At 64.7% G+C, this 19156-nt stretch carries 18 protein-coding genes; 11 read left to right on the forward strand and 7 right to left on the reverse strand.

Annotated elements, in window-relative coordinates; genetic code table 11:
* Positions 1-4: 4 nt before the first annotated feature.
* The 10 genes from ACSQ3E_RS05475 (at position 5) to ACSQ3E_RS05520 (ending at position 9825) form a co-directional block, all read left to right on the forward strand.
* Positions 5-850 (forward strand): bifunctional allantoicase/(S)-ureidoglycine aminohydrolase, encoded by an 846-nt coding sequence (locus tag ACSQ3E_RS05475; protein ID WP_436121892.1) that lies wholly within the window; start codon positions 5-7, stop codon positions 848-850.
* A gap of 22 nt (positions 851-872) precedes the next feature.
* Positions 873-1373 (forward strand): ureidoglycolate lyase, encoded by a 501-nt coding sequence (locus ACSQ3E_RS05480; protein ID WP_436121979.1) that lies wholly within the window; start codon positions 873-875, stop codon positions 1371-1373.
* 4 nt (positions 1374-1377) lie between these two features.
* Positions 1378-1971: a nucleoside deaminase gene (locus tag ACSQ3E_RS05485; protein ID WP_436121893.1), complete on the forward strand. Its 594-nt coding sequence runs from the start codon at positions 1378-1380 to the stop codon at positions 1969-1971.
* A gap of 91 nt (positions 1972-2062) precedes the next feature.
* Positions 2063-4063, forward strand: a complete 2001-nt coding sequence (locus ACSQ3E_RS05490) for a CocE/NonD family hydrolase (protein WP_436121894.1) — start codon at positions 2063-2065, stop codon at positions 4061-4063.
* A 142-nt stretch (positions 4064-4205) separates the two neighbouring features.
* Positions 4206-5789, forward strand: coding sequence for an ABC transporter substrate-binding protein (locus tag ACSQ3E_RS05495; RefSeq protein WP_436121895.1), 1584 nt, complete (start codon positions 4206-4208; stop codon positions 5787-5789).
* A gap of 15 nt (positions 5790-5804) precedes the next feature.
* Entirely contained in the window at positions 5805-6764 is a 960-nt protein-coding gene (locus ACSQ3E_RS05500; RefSeq protein ID WP_436121896.1) for an ABC transporter permease, read from the forward strand.
* A gap of 10 nt (positions 6765-6774) precedes the next feature.
* Entirely contained in the window at positions 6775-7605 is an 831-nt protein-coding gene (locus ACSQ3E_RS05505; RefSeq protein ID WP_436121897.1) for an ABC transporter permease, read from the forward strand.
* Positions 7598-9253, forward strand: coding sequence for an ABC transporter ATP-binding protein (locus ACSQ3E_RS05510; RefSeq protein WP_436121898.1), 1656 nt, complete (start codon positions 7598-7600; stop codon positions 9251-9253). The genes ACSQ3E_RS05505 and ACSQ3E_RS05510 overlap by 8 nt, the downstream gene beginning before the upstream one ends.
* A 40-nt stretch (positions 9254-9293) precedes the next feature.
* Positions 9294-9539 carry a type II toxin-antitoxin system ParD family antitoxin gene (locus ACSQ3E_RS05515; RefSeq protein ID WP_310322666.1) on the forward strand — a complete coding sequence of 82 codons (246 nt, stop codon included), beginning with the start codon at positions 9294-9296 and terminating at the stop codon, positions 9537-9539.
* Positions 9529-9825: a type II toxin-antitoxin system RelE/ParE family toxin gene (locus ACSQ3E_RS05520; protein ID WP_436121899.1), complete on the forward strand. Its 297-nt coding sequence runs from the start codon at positions 9529-9531 to the stop codon at positions 9823-9825. Before ACSQ3E_RS05515 ends, ACSQ3E_RS05520 begins: the two co-directional genes overlap by 11 nt.
* 1 nt (position 9826) lies before the next feature.
* Here ACSQ3E_RS05520 and ACSQ3E_RS05525 read toward each other — a convergent pair whose 3' ends face one another.
* The 6 genes from ACSQ3E_RS05525 to ACSQ3E_RS05550 form a co-directional block, all read right to left on the reverse strand.
* The gene (locus tag ACSQ3E_RS05525) at positions 9827-10768 is read right to left on the reverse strand and encodes an alpha/beta hydrolase (protein WP_436121900.1); all 942 of its coding nucleotides are present in this window, start codon (positions 10766-10768) and stop codon (positions 9827-9829) included.
* A 250-nt stretch (positions 10769-11018) separates the two neighbouring features.
* A complete protein-coding gene (locus ACSQ3E_RS05530; RefSeq protein WP_436121901.1) occupies positions 11019-11801 on the reverse strand; it encodes a carnitinyl-CoA dehydratase in 783 nt (260 codons plus the stop codon).
* Positions 11802-11813: 12 nt separating this feature from the next.
* The gene (locus ACSQ3E_RS05535) at positions 11814-14021 is read right to left on the reverse strand and encodes an acetate--CoA ligase family protein (protein WP_436121902.1); all 2208 of its coding nucleotides are present in this window, start codon (positions 14019-14021) and stop codon (positions 11814-11816) included.
* Positions 14022-14102: 81 nt separating this feature from the next.
* Positions 14103-15266, reverse strand: a complete 1164-nt coding sequence (locus ACSQ3E_RS05540) for an acyl-CoA dehydrogenase family protein (RefSeq protein WP_436121903.1) — start codon at positions 15264-15266, stop codon at positions 14103-14105.
* A 3-nt stretch (positions 15267-15269) separates the two neighbouring features.
* Positions 15270-16361, reverse strand: a complete 1092-nt coding sequence (locus ACSQ3E_RS05545) for a carnitine 3-dehydrogenase (RefSeq protein ID WP_436121904.1) — start codon at positions 16359-16361, stop codon at positions 15270-15272.
* A gap of 36 nt (positions 16362-16397) precedes the next feature.
* Positions 16398-17315: a 3-keto-5-aminohexanoate cleavage protein gene (locus ACSQ3E_RS05550; RefSeq protein WP_436121905.1), complete on the reverse strand. Its 918-nt coding sequence runs from the start codon at positions 17313-17315 to the stop codon at positions 16398-16400.
* Positions 17316-17394: 79 nt separating this feature from the next.
* On the opposite strand from ACSQ3E_RS05550, the gene ACSQ3E_RS05555 reads away from it, so the two are divergent.
* Positions 17395-18375 carry a GlxA family transcriptional regulator gene (locus ACSQ3E_RS05555; protein WP_436121906.1) on the forward strand — a complete coding sequence of 327 codons (981 nt, stop codon included), beginning with the start codon at positions 17395-17397 and terminating at the stop codon, positions 18373-18375.
* Here the strand turns inward: ACSQ3E_RS05555 and ACSQ3E_RS05560 are convergent.
* Positions 18372-19142: a TIGR01458 family HAD-type hydrolase gene (locus tag ACSQ3E_RS05560; protein ID WP_436121907.1), complete on the reverse strand. Its 771-nt coding sequence runs from the start codon at positions 19140-19142 to the stop codon at positions 18372-18374. The two genes, ACSQ3E_RS05555 and ACSQ3E_RS05560, sit on opposite strands and share 4 nt — an antisense overlap.
* Positions 19143-19156: the final 14 nt, after the last annotated feature.

Consider the following 19156-nt stretch of genomic DNA (forward strand, 5'->3'; position numbering starts at 1 on the left):
GACCATGGCAAACCGCTCCTACTACGCTCCGAAAGGCGGCTTGCCGCCCCAGACCGACCTGATCACCGACCGCGCCGTCTTCACCGAGGCCTATGCGGTGATCCCGAAGCGCGAGTTTTCGGACATCGTCACCAGCTTCCTGCCCCACTGGGACAAGACGCGGGTCTGGGTCATCGCGCGACCGCTGTCGGGCTTCGCAGAGACCTTCTCGCAATACATCATGGAAGTGCAGCCGGGCGGCGGCAGCGAACGGCCGGAGCCGGACGCGGGCGCGGAAGGCGTGTTCTTCGTCGTCGAAGGCGAAGTGACGGTCACGATCGCGGGCAAGAGCCATGTGCTCACGCCGGGCGGCTATGCTTATTTGCCGCCGGCGAGCGGCTGGACCATGCGCAACACCGGTTCGGAAACCACGCGTTTCCACTGGATCCGCAAGGCCTATGAATATGTCGACGGCCTCGATGCGCCCGAGCCGCTGTTCCTCAACGACAACGACATCGCGCCCAACCCGATGCCTGACACCAACGGCGCTTGGGCGACCACGCGCTTCGTCGACCCCAACGACCTGCGCCACGACATGCATGTCACCGTGGTGACCTTCGAGCCGGGCGGCATCATCCCCTTCCCCGAAACCCACGTCATGGAGCACGGCCTCTATGTGCTCGAAGGTAAGGCGGTCTACCGTCTGAACAACGACTGGGTCGAGGTCGAGGCTGGCGACTTCATGTGGCTTCGCGCCTTCTGCCCGCAGGCATGTTATGCCGGTGGCCCCAGCAAGTTCCGCTACCTGCTCTACAAGGACGTCAACCGCCACATGCAGCTCGGCGCCTTCAACGCCACGCGCCGCCGCTGAGGACTAAGCCATGTCGGGTGAGATGAAGCGGATCGTCGCCAAGCCGCTGACGCGGGAGAACTTCGCCGAATTCGGCGAGGTGATCGACACCAACTGCGACACGCATTACCCGATCAACGCAGGCAAATGCGAGCGCTACCATGCGCTCGCCCGCGCCGAGGCCGCCGGCCCCGATGGCCACGTCATCATCAACATCTTCAAGGGAACGCCCTACGACTTCCCCTTGAAGCTCTCGATGGTCGAGCGTCATCCCTTCGGCAGCCAGGCCTTCATTCCGCTGACCCCGCGCCCCTATCTCGTCGTCGTCTGCCATGACATCGGCGACGGCCCAGGCGAGCCACATGCCTTCATCACCGCACCCGGCCAGGGCGTCAACTACCCGCGCAATCTCTGGCACGGCGTGCTGACGCCGATCGGCGAAAGCCAGGATTTCGTCGTCGTCGATCGTGGCGGCACAGGCCCCAATCTCGAAGAGTTCCATTTCTCGCACCCTTACGAAATCGTCCTCCCGGAAGGCTTCTGACACCATGGCCGAACTTTCCCTGATCGAACGCCTCTTCGACGTCATCGAACACGACATCGTGCCCAAGACCGCCGAAGGCGTGACGAAAGGCAACAAGCTGTTCGGTGCCGCTTTGCTCGCCAAGGACGACCGCTCGCTGGTCATTGCCGAGACCAACAACGAGCTCGAAAACCCGCTCTGGCACGGCGAGATGCATTGCCTGAAGCGTTTCTACGAGATGCCCAAGGCAACCCGCGCCGACACCAAGGACCTGATCTTCCTGTCGACCCACGAGCCCTGCTCGCTGTGCCTGTCGGCGATCACCTGGGCCGGCTTCGACAATTTCTACTATCTCTTCAGCCACGAGGATTCGCGCGACAGCTTCGCCATCCCGCATGACCTCAAGATCCTGAAAGAGGTCTTCACGCTGGAGCCAGGCGGCTACAACGCCGAAAACGCCTACTGGAAGAGCTTTTCGCTACGCAAGCTGGTGCGCGAACTGCCCGAAGCCGACCGCAAACGGCTGGAGGAGCGCGTCGCCAAAATCTCGAAGCGCTATGACGAGATGTCGGAGACCTACCAGGAGAGCAAGGGCGACAACGACATCCCGCTGAACTGACGCGAATTGGCCAGTGAATTCCGTTCGCTGGCCCACGCATAACTCTTGCTTCAGCCACCCTGCGTCGTACTGATGGCGCAGGGAGCCTAGCATGAAAACCATCACCGAATTTCCGCGCGACATCGTTGAGTTTCCCGACATGGGCATCGTCATGCCCGATGGCTGCCGGCTGTCGGCACGGGTGTGGATGCCGGCCGATGCCGACCAGAACCCGGTGCCCGCCATCCTCGAGCACCTACCCTACCGCAAGCGCGACGGCACGACGACGCGCGACTGCCTGACCCATCCCTATTTCGCCGGCCATGGCTACGCCTCGATCCGCGTCGACATGCGCGGCAACGGCGATTCCGAAGGCCTGATGGAGGACGAATACACCGAGCAGGAGTGGCAGGACGCTTGCGACGTCATCGCCTGGGCGGCGGCCCAGCCATGGTGCAACGGCAAGGTCGGCATGATGGGCATTTCCTGGGGCGGCTTCAACGGCCTGCAGGTGGCGGCCAAGCAGCCAAAGGCGCTGAAGGCCATCATCACGCTGTGCTCGACCGACGACCGCTACGCCGACGACATCCACTACAAGGGCGGCCTGCTGCTCAACGAAAACATGGGCTGGGGCGCCACCATGCTGTCCTACTCCTCCAGGCCGCCGGATCCTGCACTGGTCGGCGACGCCTGGCGCGAAATGTGGCTCGACCGGCTGGAGCACGAGCCGTTCCTGCCGGCAGTCTGGCTGAAGCATCAGACCCGCGACGCCTACTGGAAGCGCGGCTCGGTCAATGAAAATTTCGCCTCGATCAAGGCGGCGGTGCTGGCCATTGGCGGCTGGGGCGACGCCTACAAGAATGCGGTGTCTCGACTGGTCGAAGGCGTGCAGGCGCCGGTCAAGGGCATCGTCGGCCCCTGGATCCACAAATACCCGCATTTCGCTGTGCCGAAGCCGGCCATCGGCTTTCTGCAGGAAGCGCTGCGCTGGTGGGACCACTGGCTCAAGGGCATCGACACCGGCGTCGAGGACGACCCAGCGATGCGGCTCTACGTCATGGATTCTGAGCCGCCGCGCGACTGGTATCTCGAACGACCGGGCCGCTGGATTGCGGAACAGCAGTGGCCGTCGCCCGGCATTACCGCCAGGCAGCTCAAGCTCGGCAGCAATGGGCAACTGTCGGAAACTGCCACGCTGACGGAGAACCTGACGATCAACTCGCCCCAGGACTGCGGCATGGATGGCGGTGAATATTGCGCCATCTGGCTCGGGCCGGAACTGCCGGGCGACCAGCGCGTCGACGACGGCAAGTCGGCTTGCTTCGACGGCGCCGTGCTCGACACTCCGCTCGACATTGTCGGTGCCCCGGTCATAAGGCTGAAGCTCGCCGCCAACCGCAGCCGGGCGATGGTTGCGGTGCGCCTCTGCGACGTCCAGCCTGATGGCGCCTCGACGCGCATCACCTATGGCGTGCTCAACCTCTGCCACCGTAACAGCCACGAACTCCCCGACGACGTTGTGCCAGGCGAGACGATGGAGATCACCGTCAAGCTCGACGACATCGCCTACCGCGTGCTGCCAGGCAACAGGCTGCGTGTCGCCATTTCCTCGACCTACTGGCCACTGGTCTGGCCGTCGCCTGAGGACGTGACGCTGACGCTGCATGACGGCGCAATCGAGCTGCCGGTGCGTCCATCGGGCGACGGCGACGAATGGACATTCGAGGAGCCCGAAGGCGCAACGCCCTGGCAGACCGAGACGTTGCGCGAGAGCTCGAACAGCCGCACGGTCGAACGTGCCAACGGCAAGGTGACCTTGAACATCGTCGACGACTTCGGCGAAATTCGCGATTCCGACCATGGCCTTGTCATCGGCGATGTCGCCCGCGAGCACTGGACAATCGACCCGTCCAACCCGCTTTCTGCCCATGGCGAAACCCACTGGACGCAGACTTTGTCGAGAAACGACTGGGCCATCCGGACGGAAACTTTCACGACAATGCGTTCCGACGGCCAAAACTTCCAGTTGACGGGTCGCATCGAGGCCTATGAAGGCGACAAGCTCGTCTTCGAGCGTGATTTCGACGAAATCATCGCGCGTGGCCACATCTGACACGAAAGCGGCTTAGTCCAATTGCGACATGGAGATTGCGCCACTCGATGTCGCATTCGGCCTTGCTGATGACCTTACGTTACGGTCAATATTGCCACCAGAAGTCGAGCAATAACGACCGCCAGAGTGAGGAGCCTTTCCAATGTCGAATGAACTGGAATATCTGAGCCGCCTAGTCGCTGCGGGCAAATTGAACCGTCGCGATTTCCTGGGCCGCGCTGCGGCCCTGGGCGTCGCGGCAACCTTCGCAAACTCGTTGCTGGCCAGCGCCGCCAGGGCCGAGGGGCCCGTCAAAGGCGGCATCCTGCGCGCCGGCATGCAGGGTGGTGCAGCCACCGACAGCCTCGACCCGGCATCCTGGTCGAGCCAGGTGCCTTATTTCTTCGGTCGCCAGTGGGGCGAGCAGCTGGTGCAGATCTCGGCTGAGGGCGAGCCCAAGCCGGCACTGGCCGAGGAATGGGGCGCGTCCGACGACGCCAAGACCTGGACCTTCAAGATCCGCAAGGGCGTGCAGTTCCACAACGGCCAGGAGATGACGCCGGCAGACGTCGTCGCCACCATCGAGCGCCACTCCGACGAGAAGGCAAAGTCCGGCGCGCTCGGCCTGATGGGCGGCATCGCCTCGGTCAAGGCCGACGGCCAGAACGTCGTCTTCGAGCTCAAGGACGCCAACGCCGACCTGCCGTTCCTGCTCGACGACTACCACCTGATGATCCAGCCGAACGGCGGCAAGGACAAGCCAGACGCCGGCATCGGCACCGGTCCTTACAAGGTCACCGTCAACGAAGCCGGCGTGCGGCTGGGTGGCGAGAAGTTCGCCAACTACTGGCGCGACGACCGCGGCTTTGCCGACCAGATCGAGATCATCGTCATCAACGATGCCACCGCCCGTACGTCAGCACTTCAGGGCGGGCAGGTCGACATCATCAATCGTGTCGAGCCGAAGATCGTCGAGCTGATCAAGCGCGTGCCGGGCGTAGTCATCCGCAACGTCGCCGGCCGCGGCCACTACGTCTTCATCGCCCACTGCAACACCGCTCCCTTCGACAACAATGATCTCAGATTGGCGCTGAAATACGCGCTCGACCGCGAGGAGATGCTGCAGAAGATCCTGATGGGCTATGGCTCGGTCGGCAACGACACGCCGATCAACAAGGCCTATCCGCTGTTCACCGAAATGGAACAGCGCAAGTTCGATCCGGACAAGGCCGCCTTCCACTACAAGAAGTCGGGCCATTCCGGCTCGGTGTTGCTGCGCACCTCCGACGTCGCCTTCCCAGGTGCTGTCGATGCCGCCCAGCTCTACCAGCAGAGTGCCGCCAAGGCCGGCATCACGCTCGAGGTCAAGCGCGAGCCCGGCGACGGCTACTGGTCGGAAGTCTGGAACAAGCAGCCCTTCTCGGCCTCCTACTGGGGCGGGCGCCCGACGCAGGACCAGATGTACTCGACCGCCTATTATTCGAAGGCCGAGTGGAACGACACGCGCTTCCAGCGCGAGGACTTCGACAAGATGCTGTTTGCCGCCCGTTCGGAACTCGACCCGGAGAAGCGCAAGAAGATCTATGCCGACATGGGCCAGATCGTGCGCGACGAAGGCGGCGTCATCACGCCGATGTTCAACGACTTCATCGACGCCACCAGCGCCAAGGTCGGAGGCTGGGTCGATGACGGCAACCAGGAGATGATGGGCGGCTACGCACTGTCCAAGTGCTGGCTCAACGCCTGATAGGGCATTGAGCGCATGTCCAATCCAATCCTGAAACTGATAGCCCAGCGCATTGCGCTGGGCCTTCTCCTGCTTCTGGCCGTTTCGGTCCTGATCTTCGCCGGCACCCAGATCCTGCCCGGCGACGTCGCCCAATCCATTCTCGGCCAGTCGGCCACGCCGCAGGCGCTCGCCAATCTGCGCGAGGAACTCGGCCTCAACGCGCCCACCTATGTCAGGTATTTCCGCTGGCTCGGTGGTGTACTGACCGGCGATCTCGGCACGGCCCTGTCGAGCCGGCAGGATATCGCCACCGCCATCGGCGGGCGGCTGTGGAACACGCTGTTCCTCGCCTTCTGGGCGGCAATCGTGTCGATCCCGTTGGCGATCATCCTCGGCCTGCTCGCCGTGCGCTACCGCAACGGCTGGATCGACAAGACCATCTCCGGCCTGGCGCTGGCCTCGACCTCGCTGCCGGAGTTCTTCGTCGGCTATCTGCTCGTCTACTTCTTCGCGGTGAAATGGCAGATCTTCCCCGGCATCTCCACCGTCTATGACGGCATGCCGTTCCTCGAACGCATGAAGGCCATCGCCCTGCCGGCGACCGCACTCACCTTGGTGGTGCTGGCCCATATGATGCGCATGACGCGCGCGGCGATCCTCAACGTCATGCAGTCGGCCTATATCGAGACCGCCGAGCTCAAGGGCCTTTCGCCCTTCGAGATCATCCGCAAGCACGCCTTCCCCAATGCGATCGCGCCGGTCATCAACGTCGTCATGCTCAACCTCGCCTTCCTCATCGTCGGCGTCGTCGTCATCGAGGTGATCTTCGTCTATCCCGGCATGGGGCAATATCTCGTCGACCATGTCGCCAAGCGCGACGTGCCGGTGGTCCAGGCCGTCGGCTTGATCTTCGCTGCCGTCTATATCGGCCTCAACATCATCGCTGACATTGCCGCCATCGTGGCCAATCCGCGCCTCAGGCATCCGAAGTGAGGGGCGCGCCATGCTTGACCTGAAACGTATTCCCCTTGGCGCCGCGATCGGGCTGGTCCTGACCGCATTGTTCCTGATCGCGGCGATCTTCGCGCCGCTGATCGCACCCTATGGCCTGGGCGAGATCGTCGGCGACGTCTGGGCACCGATGTCGTCGCAGTTCCTGCTCGGCACCGACAATCTCGGACGCGACCTGCTCTCGCGCATGATCTATGGCGCGCGCACGACCATCTTCATCGCCGTGATGGCAACGGCCCTGTCGTTCTCGCTCGGCGCGATCCTCGGCTTCACCGCGGCCGTCGTCGGTGGCTGGTTCGACACCGGCATGTCGCGTTTCGTCGATCTGCTGATGGCGATCCCGACGCTGATCTTCGCGCTCGTCGTGCTCTCGGTGCTGCCCTCGACACTGGTGACCCTGATCCTCGTCATGGGCATCCTCGACGCCACCCGCGTCTACCGCCTGTCGCGGGCGGTGGCCGTCGACATCAACGTCATGGATTTCGTCGAAGCGGCCAAGCTGCGCGGCGAAGGCATGGGCTGGATCATCTTCCGCGAGATCCTGCCCAATGCCCTGTCGCCGCTGATCTCCGAACTCGGCCTGCGCTTCATCTATGCCGTGCTGTTCTTGTCGGCGCTGTCCTTCCTCGGCCTCGGCGTGCAGCCGCCGGACGCCGACTGGGGCGGCATGGTCAAGGAAAACAAGGACGGCATCGTCTTCGGCATTCCGGCAGCCCTGATCCCGGCGGCCGCGATCGCGGCACTCGCCATCTCCGTCAACCTCGTCGCCGACTGGGTGCTCAACCGCACCACCGATCTCAAGGGAGGGCGTGGCAATGGCTAAGGCACCCACTGGTTCCGGTCCGCTTCTCGACATCCGCAACCTCAGGATCGAGGCCAAGGTCTACCCGCCTGGCGAAGCGCCGCGCACGGTAACGCTCGTGCACGACGTGTCGCTGACGCTCGAAAAGGGCAAGGTGCTCGGCCTGATCGGCGAATCCGGCGCCGGCAAGTCGACGATCGGCCTGTCGTCCATGGCCTATGGCCGCGGCGGCGTGAAGATCACGGGCGGCGAGATCATCCTCAACGGCCGCGACATCCGCAAGGGCGGCACGCAAGGCATCCGCGCCTTGCGTGGCCGCGAGGTCTGTTATGTCGCCCAGTCGGCGGCAGCCGCCTTCAACCCGGCGCACCGGCTGATGGACCAGGTCGTCGAAGCCTCGATCCTGCACGGCGTGTCGAACCGGGCCGAGGCGGAACGGCGCGCGGTGGCGCTGTTCAAGAAGCTCAGCCTTCCCGATCCGGAAAACATCGGCAAGCGCTTCCCCCACCAGGTCTCGGGCGGGCAGCTGCAACGCGTCATGACGGCCATGGCACTATGCTCCGAGCCGGATCTGATCGTCTTCGACGAGCCAACGACAGCACTCGACGTGACCACCCAGATCGACGTGCTCGCCGCCATCAAGGATGCGATCCGCGACACTGGCGTGGCAGCACTCTACATCAGCCACGACCTTGCCGTCGTCGCCCAGGTCTCCGACGAGATCATGGTGCTACGCCACGGCAAGCTGGTCGAATGGGGCGGCACGCGCCAGATCATCAAGGAGCCGCGCCAGGAATACACCTCGGCGCTGGTCTCGGTGCACGAGATCGCGCACGAGGAAAAGAAGCCGGGCGCCGCCCCGTTCCTTTCGGTCCGGAACGTGACGGCCGCCTATGGCGGCGGCAAGATCAAGGTGCTGAAGAACGTCTCGGTCGACATCCTGCCCGGCCAGACGCTGGCGGTTGTGGGCGAGTCCGGTTCGGGCAAGTCGACGCTGGCCCGCGCCATCACCGGCCTGTTGCCGCCTGAGGAGGGTAGCATCACCTTTGCCGGGCGCACGCTCGGCAACCGCCTCGCCGACCGCAGCCGCGACGACCTGCGCGAATTGCAGATGATCTACCAGATGGCCGACGTGGCGATGAACCCGCGCCAGACCGTCGGCACCATCATCGGCCGCCCGCTTGAGTTCTATTTCGGCATGGGCGGCAAGGAGCGCGACGCGCGCGTCGCTGAACTGCTCGACAAGATCGAGATGGGGCGCGGTTTCATCGACCGATACCCGGCCGAGCTTTCGGGCGGGCAGAAGCAGCGTGTCTGCATTGCCCGTGCGCTTGCCGCCAAGCCGAGGCTGATCATTTGCGACGAGGTGACGAGCGCGCTCGACCCGCTGGTCGCCAACGGCATCCTCAAGCTGCTGCTCGGGCTGCAGGCCGAGGAAGGCGTCGCCTATCTGTTCATCACCCACGATCTGGCGACGGTGAAGTCGATCGCCGACTCCATCGCCGTCATGTACCGCGGCGAGGTGGTGCGCTACGGGCCGAAGTCGGACGTGCTGAAGCCACCCTTCGACGATTACACCGACCTGCTGCTGTCGTCGGTGCCCGAAATGGAGATCGGCTGGCTGGAAAAGGCGATCGGCGGCCGCAGGATGGCAAGCGCTGGGAATTGAGCGATTTGGCAAGGATACCAATCTTTGGTATCCTTGCTGCATGAACAAGAACACTTCCATCTCGCTCGGCCAGCATTTCTCCGAGTTCGTCGACCGACAGGTCGAGGACGGCCGCTACAGCTCGGCCAGCGAGGTTATCCGCGCCGGCCTTCGGCTGCTGGAAGAGCATGAGCTGCAGGTGGCACAGCTGCGCGCCGCCATCATCGAAGGCGAGGAAAGCGGACCGTCCGCACCGCTTAACATCGAGAACTTCCTGGGCCGGATGCGCGCCGGCCATGGCCGCTAAGCGGCTGATCTTTTCTCCGGCAGCCGAAGCGGATCTCGGGCAGATCTGGCGCTACACCGCTGAAACGTGGAACCCGGATCAGGCCGACGAGTATATCATGCAGATACATAGCTCATGCACCGAACTCGCCACGGGCCAGGGTCGCTCGCTCGCGGACATCAGGGCCGGTTATCTAAAGCTGAGCATCGGCTCGCATTTCATCGTCTATCGCATCGTAGAGGAAACCATCGACGTGGTGCGCATTCTTCACCAGCGCATGGACATCGGCCCACGCCTCGAAAAATAGCTCACCAAACCCACTCGCCACGCCCCAGCACCGCTACCGCATCGACGATACGTGTGAAGCTTTCGCGAGCACGGGTGACGGTGTGGCGGGCGCGCAGGTAGCCATGCACCAGCCCCGGCTCCTCGCACCAGAACGCCTTGCCACCGGCAGCGACGATGCGTTCGCCATAGGCCTCGCCATCAGACGACAGCGGGTCACATTCGGCCGTAATGACGACCGTCGGCGGAAGGTTGGCGAAATCGCCGTCGGCCAGCGGCGACAGCGTGATGTCGCCGGTGCGGTCCTCGCCGCCGGTGCGGATGTCTTTGTAGAATTCGAGGTCGCGCATGGTCAGCATCGGCGCCTCGGCATGGCTGACGTAGGAGCCCTGGCTGCGGTCACCACCGAGGCCCGGATAAATCAACAGTTGGCCGACCGGGCGCCTGACGTGACCGCGCGTCGCGTGACTGACGGCGGCAGCGATGTTGCCACCGGCGCTGTCGCCGGCGAGCGCGATGGGCTGGCTGTATTTGCCAACCGCCCATTCGAAGGCGGCCATGGCGTCGTCGAAGGCAGCCGGATGTTTGTGTTCGGGCGCCAGCCTGTAGTCGACCGACACGACCTCATGGCCCGTCCGCCCGCAGAGTTCGGCGCAAACGTCGTCATGGCTGTCGAGCCCGCCGAGGATGAAGCCGCCGCCGTGGAAATAGAGCACCACCGCCTTCGGCGCCTTGCCGGCGAGGCGGTAGATGCGGATCGGCACGTCATCGGCCGGAGCCGCAATGGCCGTCGTCTCCGCTGACACGCCTGCAGGATAGCCAGCGAAGAACTCCCGGCACATGCGGTCGTAGATCTCGCGCTGCTGGGCGATCGAGTAGTCGATGGTATCGGGCGGATAGTAGGAGTTGGTCCGCTCGATGAAGGCCCAGGTCTCGGCGTCGATAAGCTTTGTGTAGTCGGTCATTGGCGCAGGCCCCGGCAAAGATGGCGCTCTGTCGCGCCCCCCTCTGGCCTGCCGGCCATCTCCCCCACAAGGGGAGAGATCAGTCTCGTCGGCACCACGCCATTTCCTGCAGCATAAATCTGTCCCGACTGGCGGTAAAATCTGCGATTGGGCGCGACGCCTATGGCAGGCTGATCTCCCCCCTCGTGGGGGAGATGGCCGGCAGGCCAGAGGGGGGTGCGAAGGAACTCCACCATGACGTTAGGCTGCCCTACTTCCCCTTCCAGACAGGATCGCGCTTCTCGGCAAACGCCTTGAAGCCCTCGAGATTGTCCTCCGAGGCGTAGAGTTCGTCCACCGTTGGGAATTGGCGCTTGGTGATGCGGTTCATCGTTTCCTGGAAGCCCATCACCTCGGCCGCGCGCGCCACCTCCTTGATGGCGGCGAAGACCAGCGGCGGGCCGCCGGCGAGCAGCCGGGCGATCTCCCAGACGCGGTCCTCGAGCTTGTCCGCCGGCAGCACCTCGTTGACCAGCCCCCATCGATGCGCCTCGGCCACGTCCATCCAGCGGCCGGTGAGCAGGAGGTCCATCGCCACGTGATAAGGAATGCGCTTGGGCAGCTTGATGGTGGCGGCATCCGCCAGCGTGCCCGCCTTGATCTCGGGCAGCGCGAAGCTCGAATGCTCGGAGGCGTAGATCAGGTCGCAAGACAGCGCCAGCTCGAAGCCACCGCCGACTGCCATGCCGTTGACGCAGGCGATGACCGGCTTGTTGAGGTCGCGCAACTCCTGCAGCCCGCCGAAGCCACCGACGCCATAGTCGCCATCGACCGCATCGCCGCTGGCGGCTGCCTTCAGGTCCCAGCCGGCCGAGAAGAACTTTTCCCCCGCCGTCTTGACGATGGCGATGCGCAGGCCGTCGTCGTCGCGGAAAGTCTTGAAGGTCTCGCCCAGCAGGCGCGAGGTGGCCAGGTCGATGGCATTGGCCTTGGGCCGGTCGAGCGTGACCTCAAGGATCACGCCCTCCCTGCGGGTTTTCACGACGTCGGACATTTTTCTCTCCCTCTACGCCGTCACCAGCAGCGCATCCGCAATCCAGGCGCCCTGCCCTTCAGCACAGACGATTAGCGGATTTATGTCGAGTTCCTCGATACGGTCCGCATGATCCGACACGAAGGCTGCGATCCCCATGACCGCGTCGACGGCCGCGCCGACATCCGCCCTGGCACGGCCACGATAGCCGTCGAGCAGCGGGTACATCTTGAGCCCCTTCAGTGCCGCCTCAACTTCGCCGCGCGAAGCGGGCAGCAGCAGCGTGGCGCTGTCTTTCATCAGCTCGACCAGCACACCGCCGGTGCCGATGGTCATGACGGGCCCGAACAGCGGATCGCTGGTGACGCCGACGATCAGCTCTGCCACGCCGCCCGAGACCATCTTCTCGACATAGAGGCCGGAGCCGAGCGACAGGAGGGCAGCCGCTGCCTCTCCAACATCTTCGGCGTTTTTCAGGTTCAGTCTGACGGCGCCAAGCTCGCTCTTGTGGGCAACGCCGAGTGCCTTGAGCGCCACGGGATAGCCCAGCGCTTCCGCCGCCGCCATGGCCTCGGCGACGCTCGCCGCGCGCTGGCCGGTCGGCACGGCTAGGCCGGCATCGCGGAGGAGCGTCTTGGCGGCGGCTTCGTCGAGGGTTCCACCCTCCCCCATGTGGGGCTCCGAAGGACGGGCGAGACCCGCGGCTCGCCCCGGCATGTCGGCGCGCAGCGCCGTGGTGGGGGTATTGGTGATTGCAAGGTTACCCCCACCCGCGCCTTCGGCGCGACCTCCCCACAAGGGGGAGGTAGAAGGTTTGCGCCACGCCTCGCCAATCGCCGCCGCGGCCTCCGCCGCGTCCATCGCTTCCGCAATCCCCTGCAACGGCACGATGCCGCGCGCGAAGAGATCAGCGGCGTGGTCCTCGGTCAGGTTCTCCGACATCGACGCCACCACGGCGCCGCACGCGCCATTGGCCTTCAGCGCCGCCTCGAAGGCGCGCACCGTCGGCCACCAGTCGGCATCTGAGCAGCGGTCGTTGCGCGGGAAGTCGAGCACCAGCATGTTGAGGTCGAAACCGCCCGACGCCATCGCCGTGAAGGTGGCCGTCATCGCCGGTTCGTCGTTCCAGATGAAGGTATGGTAATCGAGCGGATTGGCGACCGCCACGAAGGCGCCGAGCGTCGACTTGATCCTCGCATAGTGGTTGGGCTCAAGCGTAGGAAAGCGCAACCGCCGGCCCTCGGCGCTGTCGGCCATGACCGATGCCTCCCCGCCCGAACAGCTCATCGACGACAGCGTGAAGCCGGGCAGTGGTCCCAAGGCGTGCAGCAATTTCAGCGTTTCGAGCAGCGACGGGATGGTGTCGACGCGGGCGATGCCCAGTCGTTTGAGGAAGGCATCCGATGCGGCGTCCGAACCGGCGAGCGACGCGGTGTGCGAGATCGTCGCCTTGCGCGCCTGCTCAGAGCGGCCGACCTTCATCGCGACGATCGGCTTGTTCAGCTCGCGCGCCCGCGCCGCCAGCCGCTCAAAGCCGTCAATCGTGTCGAAACCCTCGATGTGCAGGCCTAGGCACGACACACGCTCGTCCTCGATCAGGCCCAGCGCCATCTCGGAAAGGCCGGTCTGCGCCTGGTTGCCGGCAGTCATCAGGAAGGCGACCGGCAGGCCACGCTTCTGCATGGTCAGGTTGCAGGCGATGTTCGACGATTGCGTGATGATGGCGACGCCGCGCGTGCCCGAGGCGAGCCGCTGGCCGCCATGCTGGTCGGGCCACAACAGCGCGCCATCGGCATAGTTGATCAGGCCGTAGCAATTGGGTCCGATGACCGGCATCGTGCTGGCCGCCGCAACAAGTTCCGCCTGCAGCCGCTCGCCATCGGCATCGTCGTTGCCAGCCTCGAGGAAGCCTGAGGCAAAGCAGATCGCCCCACCCGCACCACGCGCGGCGAGTTGAGCAATCACCTCGATGGTCAGGAAGCGGTTGACGCCGACGAAGGCGGCGTCGGGGGCTGCCGGCAGCTCGGCTACCGAGCGAAAGGTCCTGATGCCTTCTACCTCATCCTTGGTCGGGTGCACGGGCCAGATGTCGCCGGCAAAGCCCATCTTCAGGCACTGCTTTACCACGGCGGCGGCCTGCGAGCCGCCAAACACGGCAATCGACTTCGGCCGCAGCAGGCGTTCGAGGCGCGTCCGCCCTGAAAGCTTCGGGGTGGGGGTGGTCAAAGTCGAGCTACTCATTTCCACCCCCACCCGGCCCTGCGGGCCACCTTGCCCGGAGGAGCAAGGTCAAACTTGTCTGCCGCCTCCGCAGCCGCAACATCATCCGCCCACTGCCCTCAGCAGCGCGCGCGAAATGATGTGGCGCTGGATTTCCGACGTGCCTTCCCAGATGCGCTCGACGCGGGCGTCGCGCCAGATGCGCTCCAGCGGCAGGTCGTCCATCAGGCCCATGCCGCCATGGATCTGGATCGCCTCGTCGGCGACGAAGGCCAGCATCTCGGTGGCCTTGAGCTTGGCCATCGCCATGTCCTGGTCGGTGACCGTGCCCTGGTCGTACTTCCAGCCGGCTTCCATCACCATCAGTTCGGCCGCCTTGAGCTCGGTCGCCATGTCAGCCAGCTTGAACGACACCCCCTGGAACTTGCCGATCTGCTGTCCGAACTGTTCGCGCTGGGCCGCGTATTCGACGGCATGATTCAGAGCACGTTCGGCGCGGCCGAGGCAGGTGGCGCCGACCTGCAGGCGGGTGGCGCCGAGCCAGCTGTTGGCGACCTCGAAGCCCTTGTGGACCTCGCCCAGAACTTGGGCTCCCGGCAGGCGGCAATCGTCGAATTCCAGCACCGAATTGGTGTAGCCGCGATGCGAGACGTTGCGATAGCCATCACGCACGGTGAAGCCGGGCGTGCCCTTGTCGACGAAGAAGGCGGTGATCTTCTTGCGTTTTCCGCGCGGCGACTCCTCCTCGCCGGAGGCCATGAAGACGATGGCGAAGTCGGCGATGTCGGCGTGCGAAATGAAGTGCTTGGTGCCGTTCAGTACCCAGTCGCTGCCGTGCTGGACGGCACTCGCCTTCATGCCGCGCAGGTCGGAACCGGCGCCCGGCTCGGTCATCGCCAGACAGTCCGATTTCTCGCCGCGAATGCAGGGGAAGAGGTACTTCTCGCGCTGCTCAGGCGTACCCGCGAGCAGGATGTTGGACGGACGCGCCACGCAGGTCCAGTGCAGTGCGTAGTTGGCGCGGCCGAGCTCCTTTTCGTAGAGCAGCCAGGTCAGCGTATCGAGCCCGGCGCCACCAACATCGGCCGGCATGTTGGCGGCATAGAGACCGGCGGCGATGGCCTTTTGCTTGATCTCCTCGATCAGCTCGCGGCGGAGATGACCCGTGCGCTCGACCTCGCGCTCATGCGGATAAAGCTCGTTCTCGACGAAGGCGCGCGTCGTATCGACGATGAGCTGCTGTTCCTCGGACAGACCGAAATGCATGGCTTAGCCCTTCTTCTTGGCAGCTGCCTTCTTCGGCGCCTTCTTCACCGGCTTGCTCGCCTTGGCCTTTTCGGCGGCCTTCGAGACCTTGGGCTTTGCCTGGGCCGCCAGCTGCTTGGTGTAGTCCTTGTAGAGCGCGCCTGCGCCCCAGCCCTTGCCCTTGTTTTGCTTGGACAGCGCATCCATGATCGCGACGAGATTGTCGTCGCGGATCTTTTCCAGCTCGCGGATCGACCATTTGTCGGACTGCTCGTCGGACTGGGTGGCGATGAGGTCGACAAGCTCGTCATTGAACTCGGGCACGTCCATCAGCTTGGTCCACGGCCATTTCAGGCACGGCCCGAACTGCGCCATGAAGTGGCGCATGCCAGCCTCGCCGCCGGCGACACGGTAGACCTGGAACATACCCATCTGGGCCCAGCGCAGGCCAAAGCCGTAGCGCATGATGTCGTCGAGTTCCTCGACGCTGCAGATGCCATCCTTGATCAGCCACAGCGCCTCGCGCCATGCCGCCTCAAGCAGGCGGTCGCCGACGAAGGCCTCGATCTCCTTGCGGATGACGACGGGTTTCATGCCGATGGAGGAGTAGATCTCCTTGGCCACCTCGATCGCTTCGGGGAAGGTCTGGGCGCCACCGACGATCTCGACGATGGGCAAAAGGTAGACCGGGTTGAACGGGTGGCCAACGACCAGTCTTTCAGGGTGCTTCTTCATCGCCACCTGCATGTCGGACGGCTTGATGCCCGAGGTGGACGAGCCGATGATCGCATTGGCGGGCGCATGCATGTCGATCTCGGCCAGCACCTTGTGCTTGAGGTCGAGCCTTTCGGGCACGCTTTCCTGGATAAAGTCGGCATCGGCCACTGCTTCGGCGATGGTCTTGGCGAAAGTCAGCTTGCCCTCCTTGGGCAGGCCGCCTGGCAGCATCTGCTTGTAGGCGCGGCGCGCGCCCTTCATCACTTCGCCGACCTTGCGGGACGCCTCCGGGTCAGGATCGAAGATCGACACATCGATGCCGTTGAGCAGCAGCCGTGCCACCCAGCCAGCGCCGATAACCCCGCCGCCAATGGCGGCTGCTTTGGAAATTGTGCTCATGAAAATGCCCCTCTCGGCAGATTGAACGTGCAGCGATCAGGCCGCCAGCGGTGCGCGCTTGACGAGGTTGAGCTTCTTGCGCACCTCTTCTGGGCCGATGACCCGGGCACCAAGGGTCTCGACGACGGTCACCGCCTTCTCAACCAGCTGCGCGTTGGTGGCGAGCACGCCCTTGTCGAGCCAGAGATTGTCCTCAAGGCCGACGCGCACGTTGCCGCCGGCAAGCACCGCTGCCGCGGCATAGGCCATCTGGTTGCGGCCAAGCGAGAAGGCCGAGAAGGTCCAGCTCTTCGGCACGTTGTTGACCATCGCCATGAAGGTATTGAGGTCGTCGGGCGCACCCCATGGCACGCCCATGCACAGCTGCACCAGCGCGTCGGGCGCGAGCACGCCCTCCTCCACCAGTTGCTTGGCAAACCAGAGGTGGCCGGTGTCGAAAGCCTCGATCTCGGGCTTCACGCCCATCGCCGTCATCATGCCGCCCATGGCGCGCAGCATGCCCGGCGTGTTGGTCATGACATAGTCGGCCTCAGCGAAGTTCATCGTGCCGCAGTCGAGCGTGCATATCTCAGGCAGGCACTGGCGCACATGTTCGACGCGGTTGGTGGCACCGCCCATGTCGGTGCCCGCTTCCTTGAGCGGCAACGGATTCTCGACGCCGCCGAACACCATGTCGCCGCCCATGCCGGCGGTCAGGTTCAGCACCACGTCGACATTGGCCTCGCGGATGCGCTCGGTCACCTCGCGGTAGAGATGGATGTCGCGGCGCGGCTTGCCGGTCTCAGGGTCGCGGACGTGGCAGTGCACGATCGCCGCTCCCGCCTTGGCCGCCTCGATGGCCGAGTCGGCAATCTGCTTTGGCGAACGCGGCACCAGGTGGCTGCGATCCTGCGTGCCGCCGGACCCGGTCACGGCACAGGTAATGAAAACCTCGCGGTTCATCTCGAGCGGCATCGCATTCCTCCCTGTAAGCAACTCCGGCATGATCATCGCGCCGCTTGCGTCGTCTTGTTTTGCGTTTTACGAAAGCCAAATGGCAAAAAGCGAAAAAACGACAATCTTTCGCGAGGAGCGCTCGCCGCTCAAGGTGACGATGCTGGTCTTCTCCGGCGCGTCCATCATGTGCGTGGCATCAGCCGTCGACCCGCTGCGCGCCGCCAACCGCATATCAGGCGAGACGCATTTCGACTTCCGGCTGGTTTCCGCCACCGGCGAACCGGCAATCACCACCTGCGGCCTGCCGGTGGCGGTCTCCGGCGTCTTCGATCCGGACGAGGCCTGTGACGTGCTGATGGTCATCGCCGGCTTCGGCACGCAGGGCTACACCACGTCGAAATTGCTCGGCGGCATCAGGCGCTGCGCCCGCCAGGCGCGTGCGGCCGGTGGCATCGAGGCCGGCACCTGGCTGGTCGCCCGCGCCGGGTTGCTGGAAGGCCGCGCCGCCACCACTCATTGGGAAGACATGGAGGATTTCGCCGCCGCCTTTCCCGAGGTCGAGGTCCGCCCCGACCGCTACATCATCGACGGGCCTGTGTTCACCTCGGGCGGTGCTGCGCCCACCTTTGACCTGATGCTGCATCTGGTGCGCTCGCGGCTCGGCATGGCAACCGCCCTCGATGTCGCCAGCGTCTTCATCTACGACCAGTCGCGCGCCGCAACCGACGCACAGCCGCTGGTCTCGCTCGGCCGGCTCGACGGCTATGACCCGCGCCTCGCCCAGGCGATCCGGCTGATGGAAGCACATGTCGACCAGCCGCTGACCATCGCGGCGATTGCCAAACGTGCCGGGGTGACCGCGCGGACGCTCGAAAGCATCTTCCGCACCTCGATCGGCGAGACGCCCGGCGCCTATTATCTCAGGCTGAGATTGAACGCCGCGCGACGGCTGGTGGTCGACACCCGCGTCAGCATGGCCGAAGTGGCGGAGCGCACCGGCTTCTCATCGGCCGCCTCATTCTCCCGCAGCTTCTCGCATGCCTTCGGCACACCGCCGGTCAGGATGCGCAGGGGTTAGCCGCGACGGGCGAGGATCCAGTCGACCGCCGCAGCGAGGTCATCGACGACAGCGCTCGGGTGCGGCGCGTGGCGGCTTTCGTCACCGGCGCGATATTTGCCGGTGCGGACCAGAAGGGCCGAGCCGATGCCCGCCTTCAAGGCGCCGGCGACATCGCTTTCGGCGTCATCACCGACCATCACCGCCTGTCCCGGAATGCAGTCCAACCCGGCTAATGCGGCGTGGAAGAAGTCCCGCGCGGGCTTGCCCAGCACCGTCGCCTGTTTGCCGGCGGCGAATTCAAGCGCTGCGACGAAGGCGCCGGCATCGAGGCTGAGCCTACCGTCTGCGTCCTTGAAGGTGCGGTTGACGGCAAGCGCCAGGAACTCGGCACCATCGATCAGCTGCCGGAACGCGGCGTTCATCGCTGCATAGTTGAAGGCCTCGGCGGCATCGCCAACCACCACCGCCTTCCTGTCGCCGAACGCATTGCCAGCGAATTCGGGCACGAGGTCGGGGTGCACGAGAAGATGCGGCGCGCAGCCTTCGCGGGTGAGCCATTCGACCGCGGCACGCGCCGGCGTGAACAGCTCGTCGCGACCAACGGCAATGCCAAGTCCTGCAAGTTGCGCAACGATTGTCCGGTGCGGCGAGCGTGTCGTGTTGGAGACGAAGCGGATCGGCAGGCCCTCGGCACGGAGCCGCCCGATGGCTGCGGCCGCGCCCGGTATAGGCGTGTCGCCGTCATAAATGACGCCCGAGAGATCGAGCAGCGCCGCGCGTATCATGCAAGGAGCATGGC

Origin of the sequence: Aminobacter sp. LjRoot7 (genome assembly GCF_964252895.1) — a bacterium.
Classification (GTDB): Bacteria; Pseudomonadota; Alphaproteobacteria; order Rhizobiales; family Rhizobiaceae; genus Aminobacter; species Aminobacter aminovorans_B.

Bases quoted from the DNA above. Each gene is read 5' to 3' on its own strand.
- ACSQ3E_RS05530 (WP_436121901.1), bottom strand. From the start codon at position 11,801: ATGTCCGACGTCGTGAAAACCCGCAGGGAGGGCGTGATCCTTGAGGTC.
- ACSQ3E_RS05550 (WP_436121905.1), bottom strand. From the start codon at position 17,315: ATGCCGCTCGAGATGAACCGCGAGGTTTTCATTACCTGTGCCGTGACC.
- ACSQ3E_RS05495 (WP_436121895.1), top strand. From the start codon at position 4,206: ATGTCGAATGAACTGGAATATCTGAGCCGCCTAGTCGCTGCGGGCAAA.
- ACSQ3E_RS05525 (WP_436121900.1), bottom strand. From the start codon at position 10,768: ATGACCGACTACACAAAGCTTATCGACGCCGAGACCTGGGCCTTCATC.
- ACSQ3E_RS05505 (WP_436121897.1), top strand. From the start codon at position 6,775: ATGCTTGACCTGAAACGTATTCCCCTTGGCGCCGCGATCGGGCTGGTC.
- ACSQ3E_RS05475 (WP_436121892.1), top strand. From the start codon at position 5: ATGGCAAACCGCTCCTACTACGCTCCGAAAGGCGGCTTGCCGCCCCAG.
- ACSQ3E_RS05485 (WP_436121893.1), top strand. From the start codon at position 1,378: ATGGCCGAACTTTCCCTGATCGAACGCCTCTTCGACGTCATCGAACAC.
- ACSQ3E_RS05535 (WP_436121902.1), bottom strand. From the start codon at position 14,021: ATGAGTAGCTCGACTTTGACCACCCCCACCCCGAAGCTTTCAGGGCGG.
- ACSQ3E_RS05490 (WP_436121894.1), top strand. From the start codon at position 2,063: ATGAAAACCATCACCGAATTTCCGCGCGACATCGTTGAGTTTCCCGAC.
- ACSQ3E_RS05520 (WP_436121899.1), top strand. From the start codon at position 9,529: ATGGCCGCTAAGCGGCTGATCTTTTCTCCGGCAGCCGAAGCGGATCTC.
- ACSQ3E_RS05480 (WP_436121979.1), top strand. From the start codon at position 873: ATGAAGCGGATCGTCGCCAAGCCGCTGACGCGGGAGAACTTCGCCGAA.
- ACSQ3E_RS05545 (WP_436121904.1), bottom strand. From the start codon at position 16,361: ATGAGCACAATTTCCAAAGCAGCCGCCATTGGCGGCGGGGTTATCGGC.
- ACSQ3E_RS05540 (WP_436121903.1), bottom strand. From the start codon at position 15,266: ATGCATTTCGGTCTGTCCGAGGAACAGCAGCTCATCGTCGATACGACG.
- ACSQ3E_RS05500 (WP_436121896.1), top strand. From the start codon at position 5,805: ATGTCCAATCCAATCCTGAAACTGATAGCCCAGCGCATTGCGCTGGGC.
- ACSQ3E_RS05510 (WP_436121898.1), top strand. From the start codon at position 7,598: ATGGCTAAGGCACCCACTGGTTCCGGTCCGCTTCTCGACATCCGCAAC.
- ACSQ3E_RS05560 (WP_436121907.1), bottom strand. From the start codon at position 19,142: ATGATACGCGCGGCGCTGCTCGATCTCTCGGGCGTCATTTATGACGGC.
- ACSQ3E_RS05515 (WP_310322666.1), top strand. From the start codon at position 9,294: ATGAACAAGAACACTTCCATCTCGCTCGGCCAGCATTTCTCCGAGTTC.
- ACSQ3E_RS05555 (WP_436121906.1), top strand. From the start codon at position 17,395: ATGGCAAAAAGCGAAAAAACGACAATCTTTCGCGAGGAGCGCTCGCCG.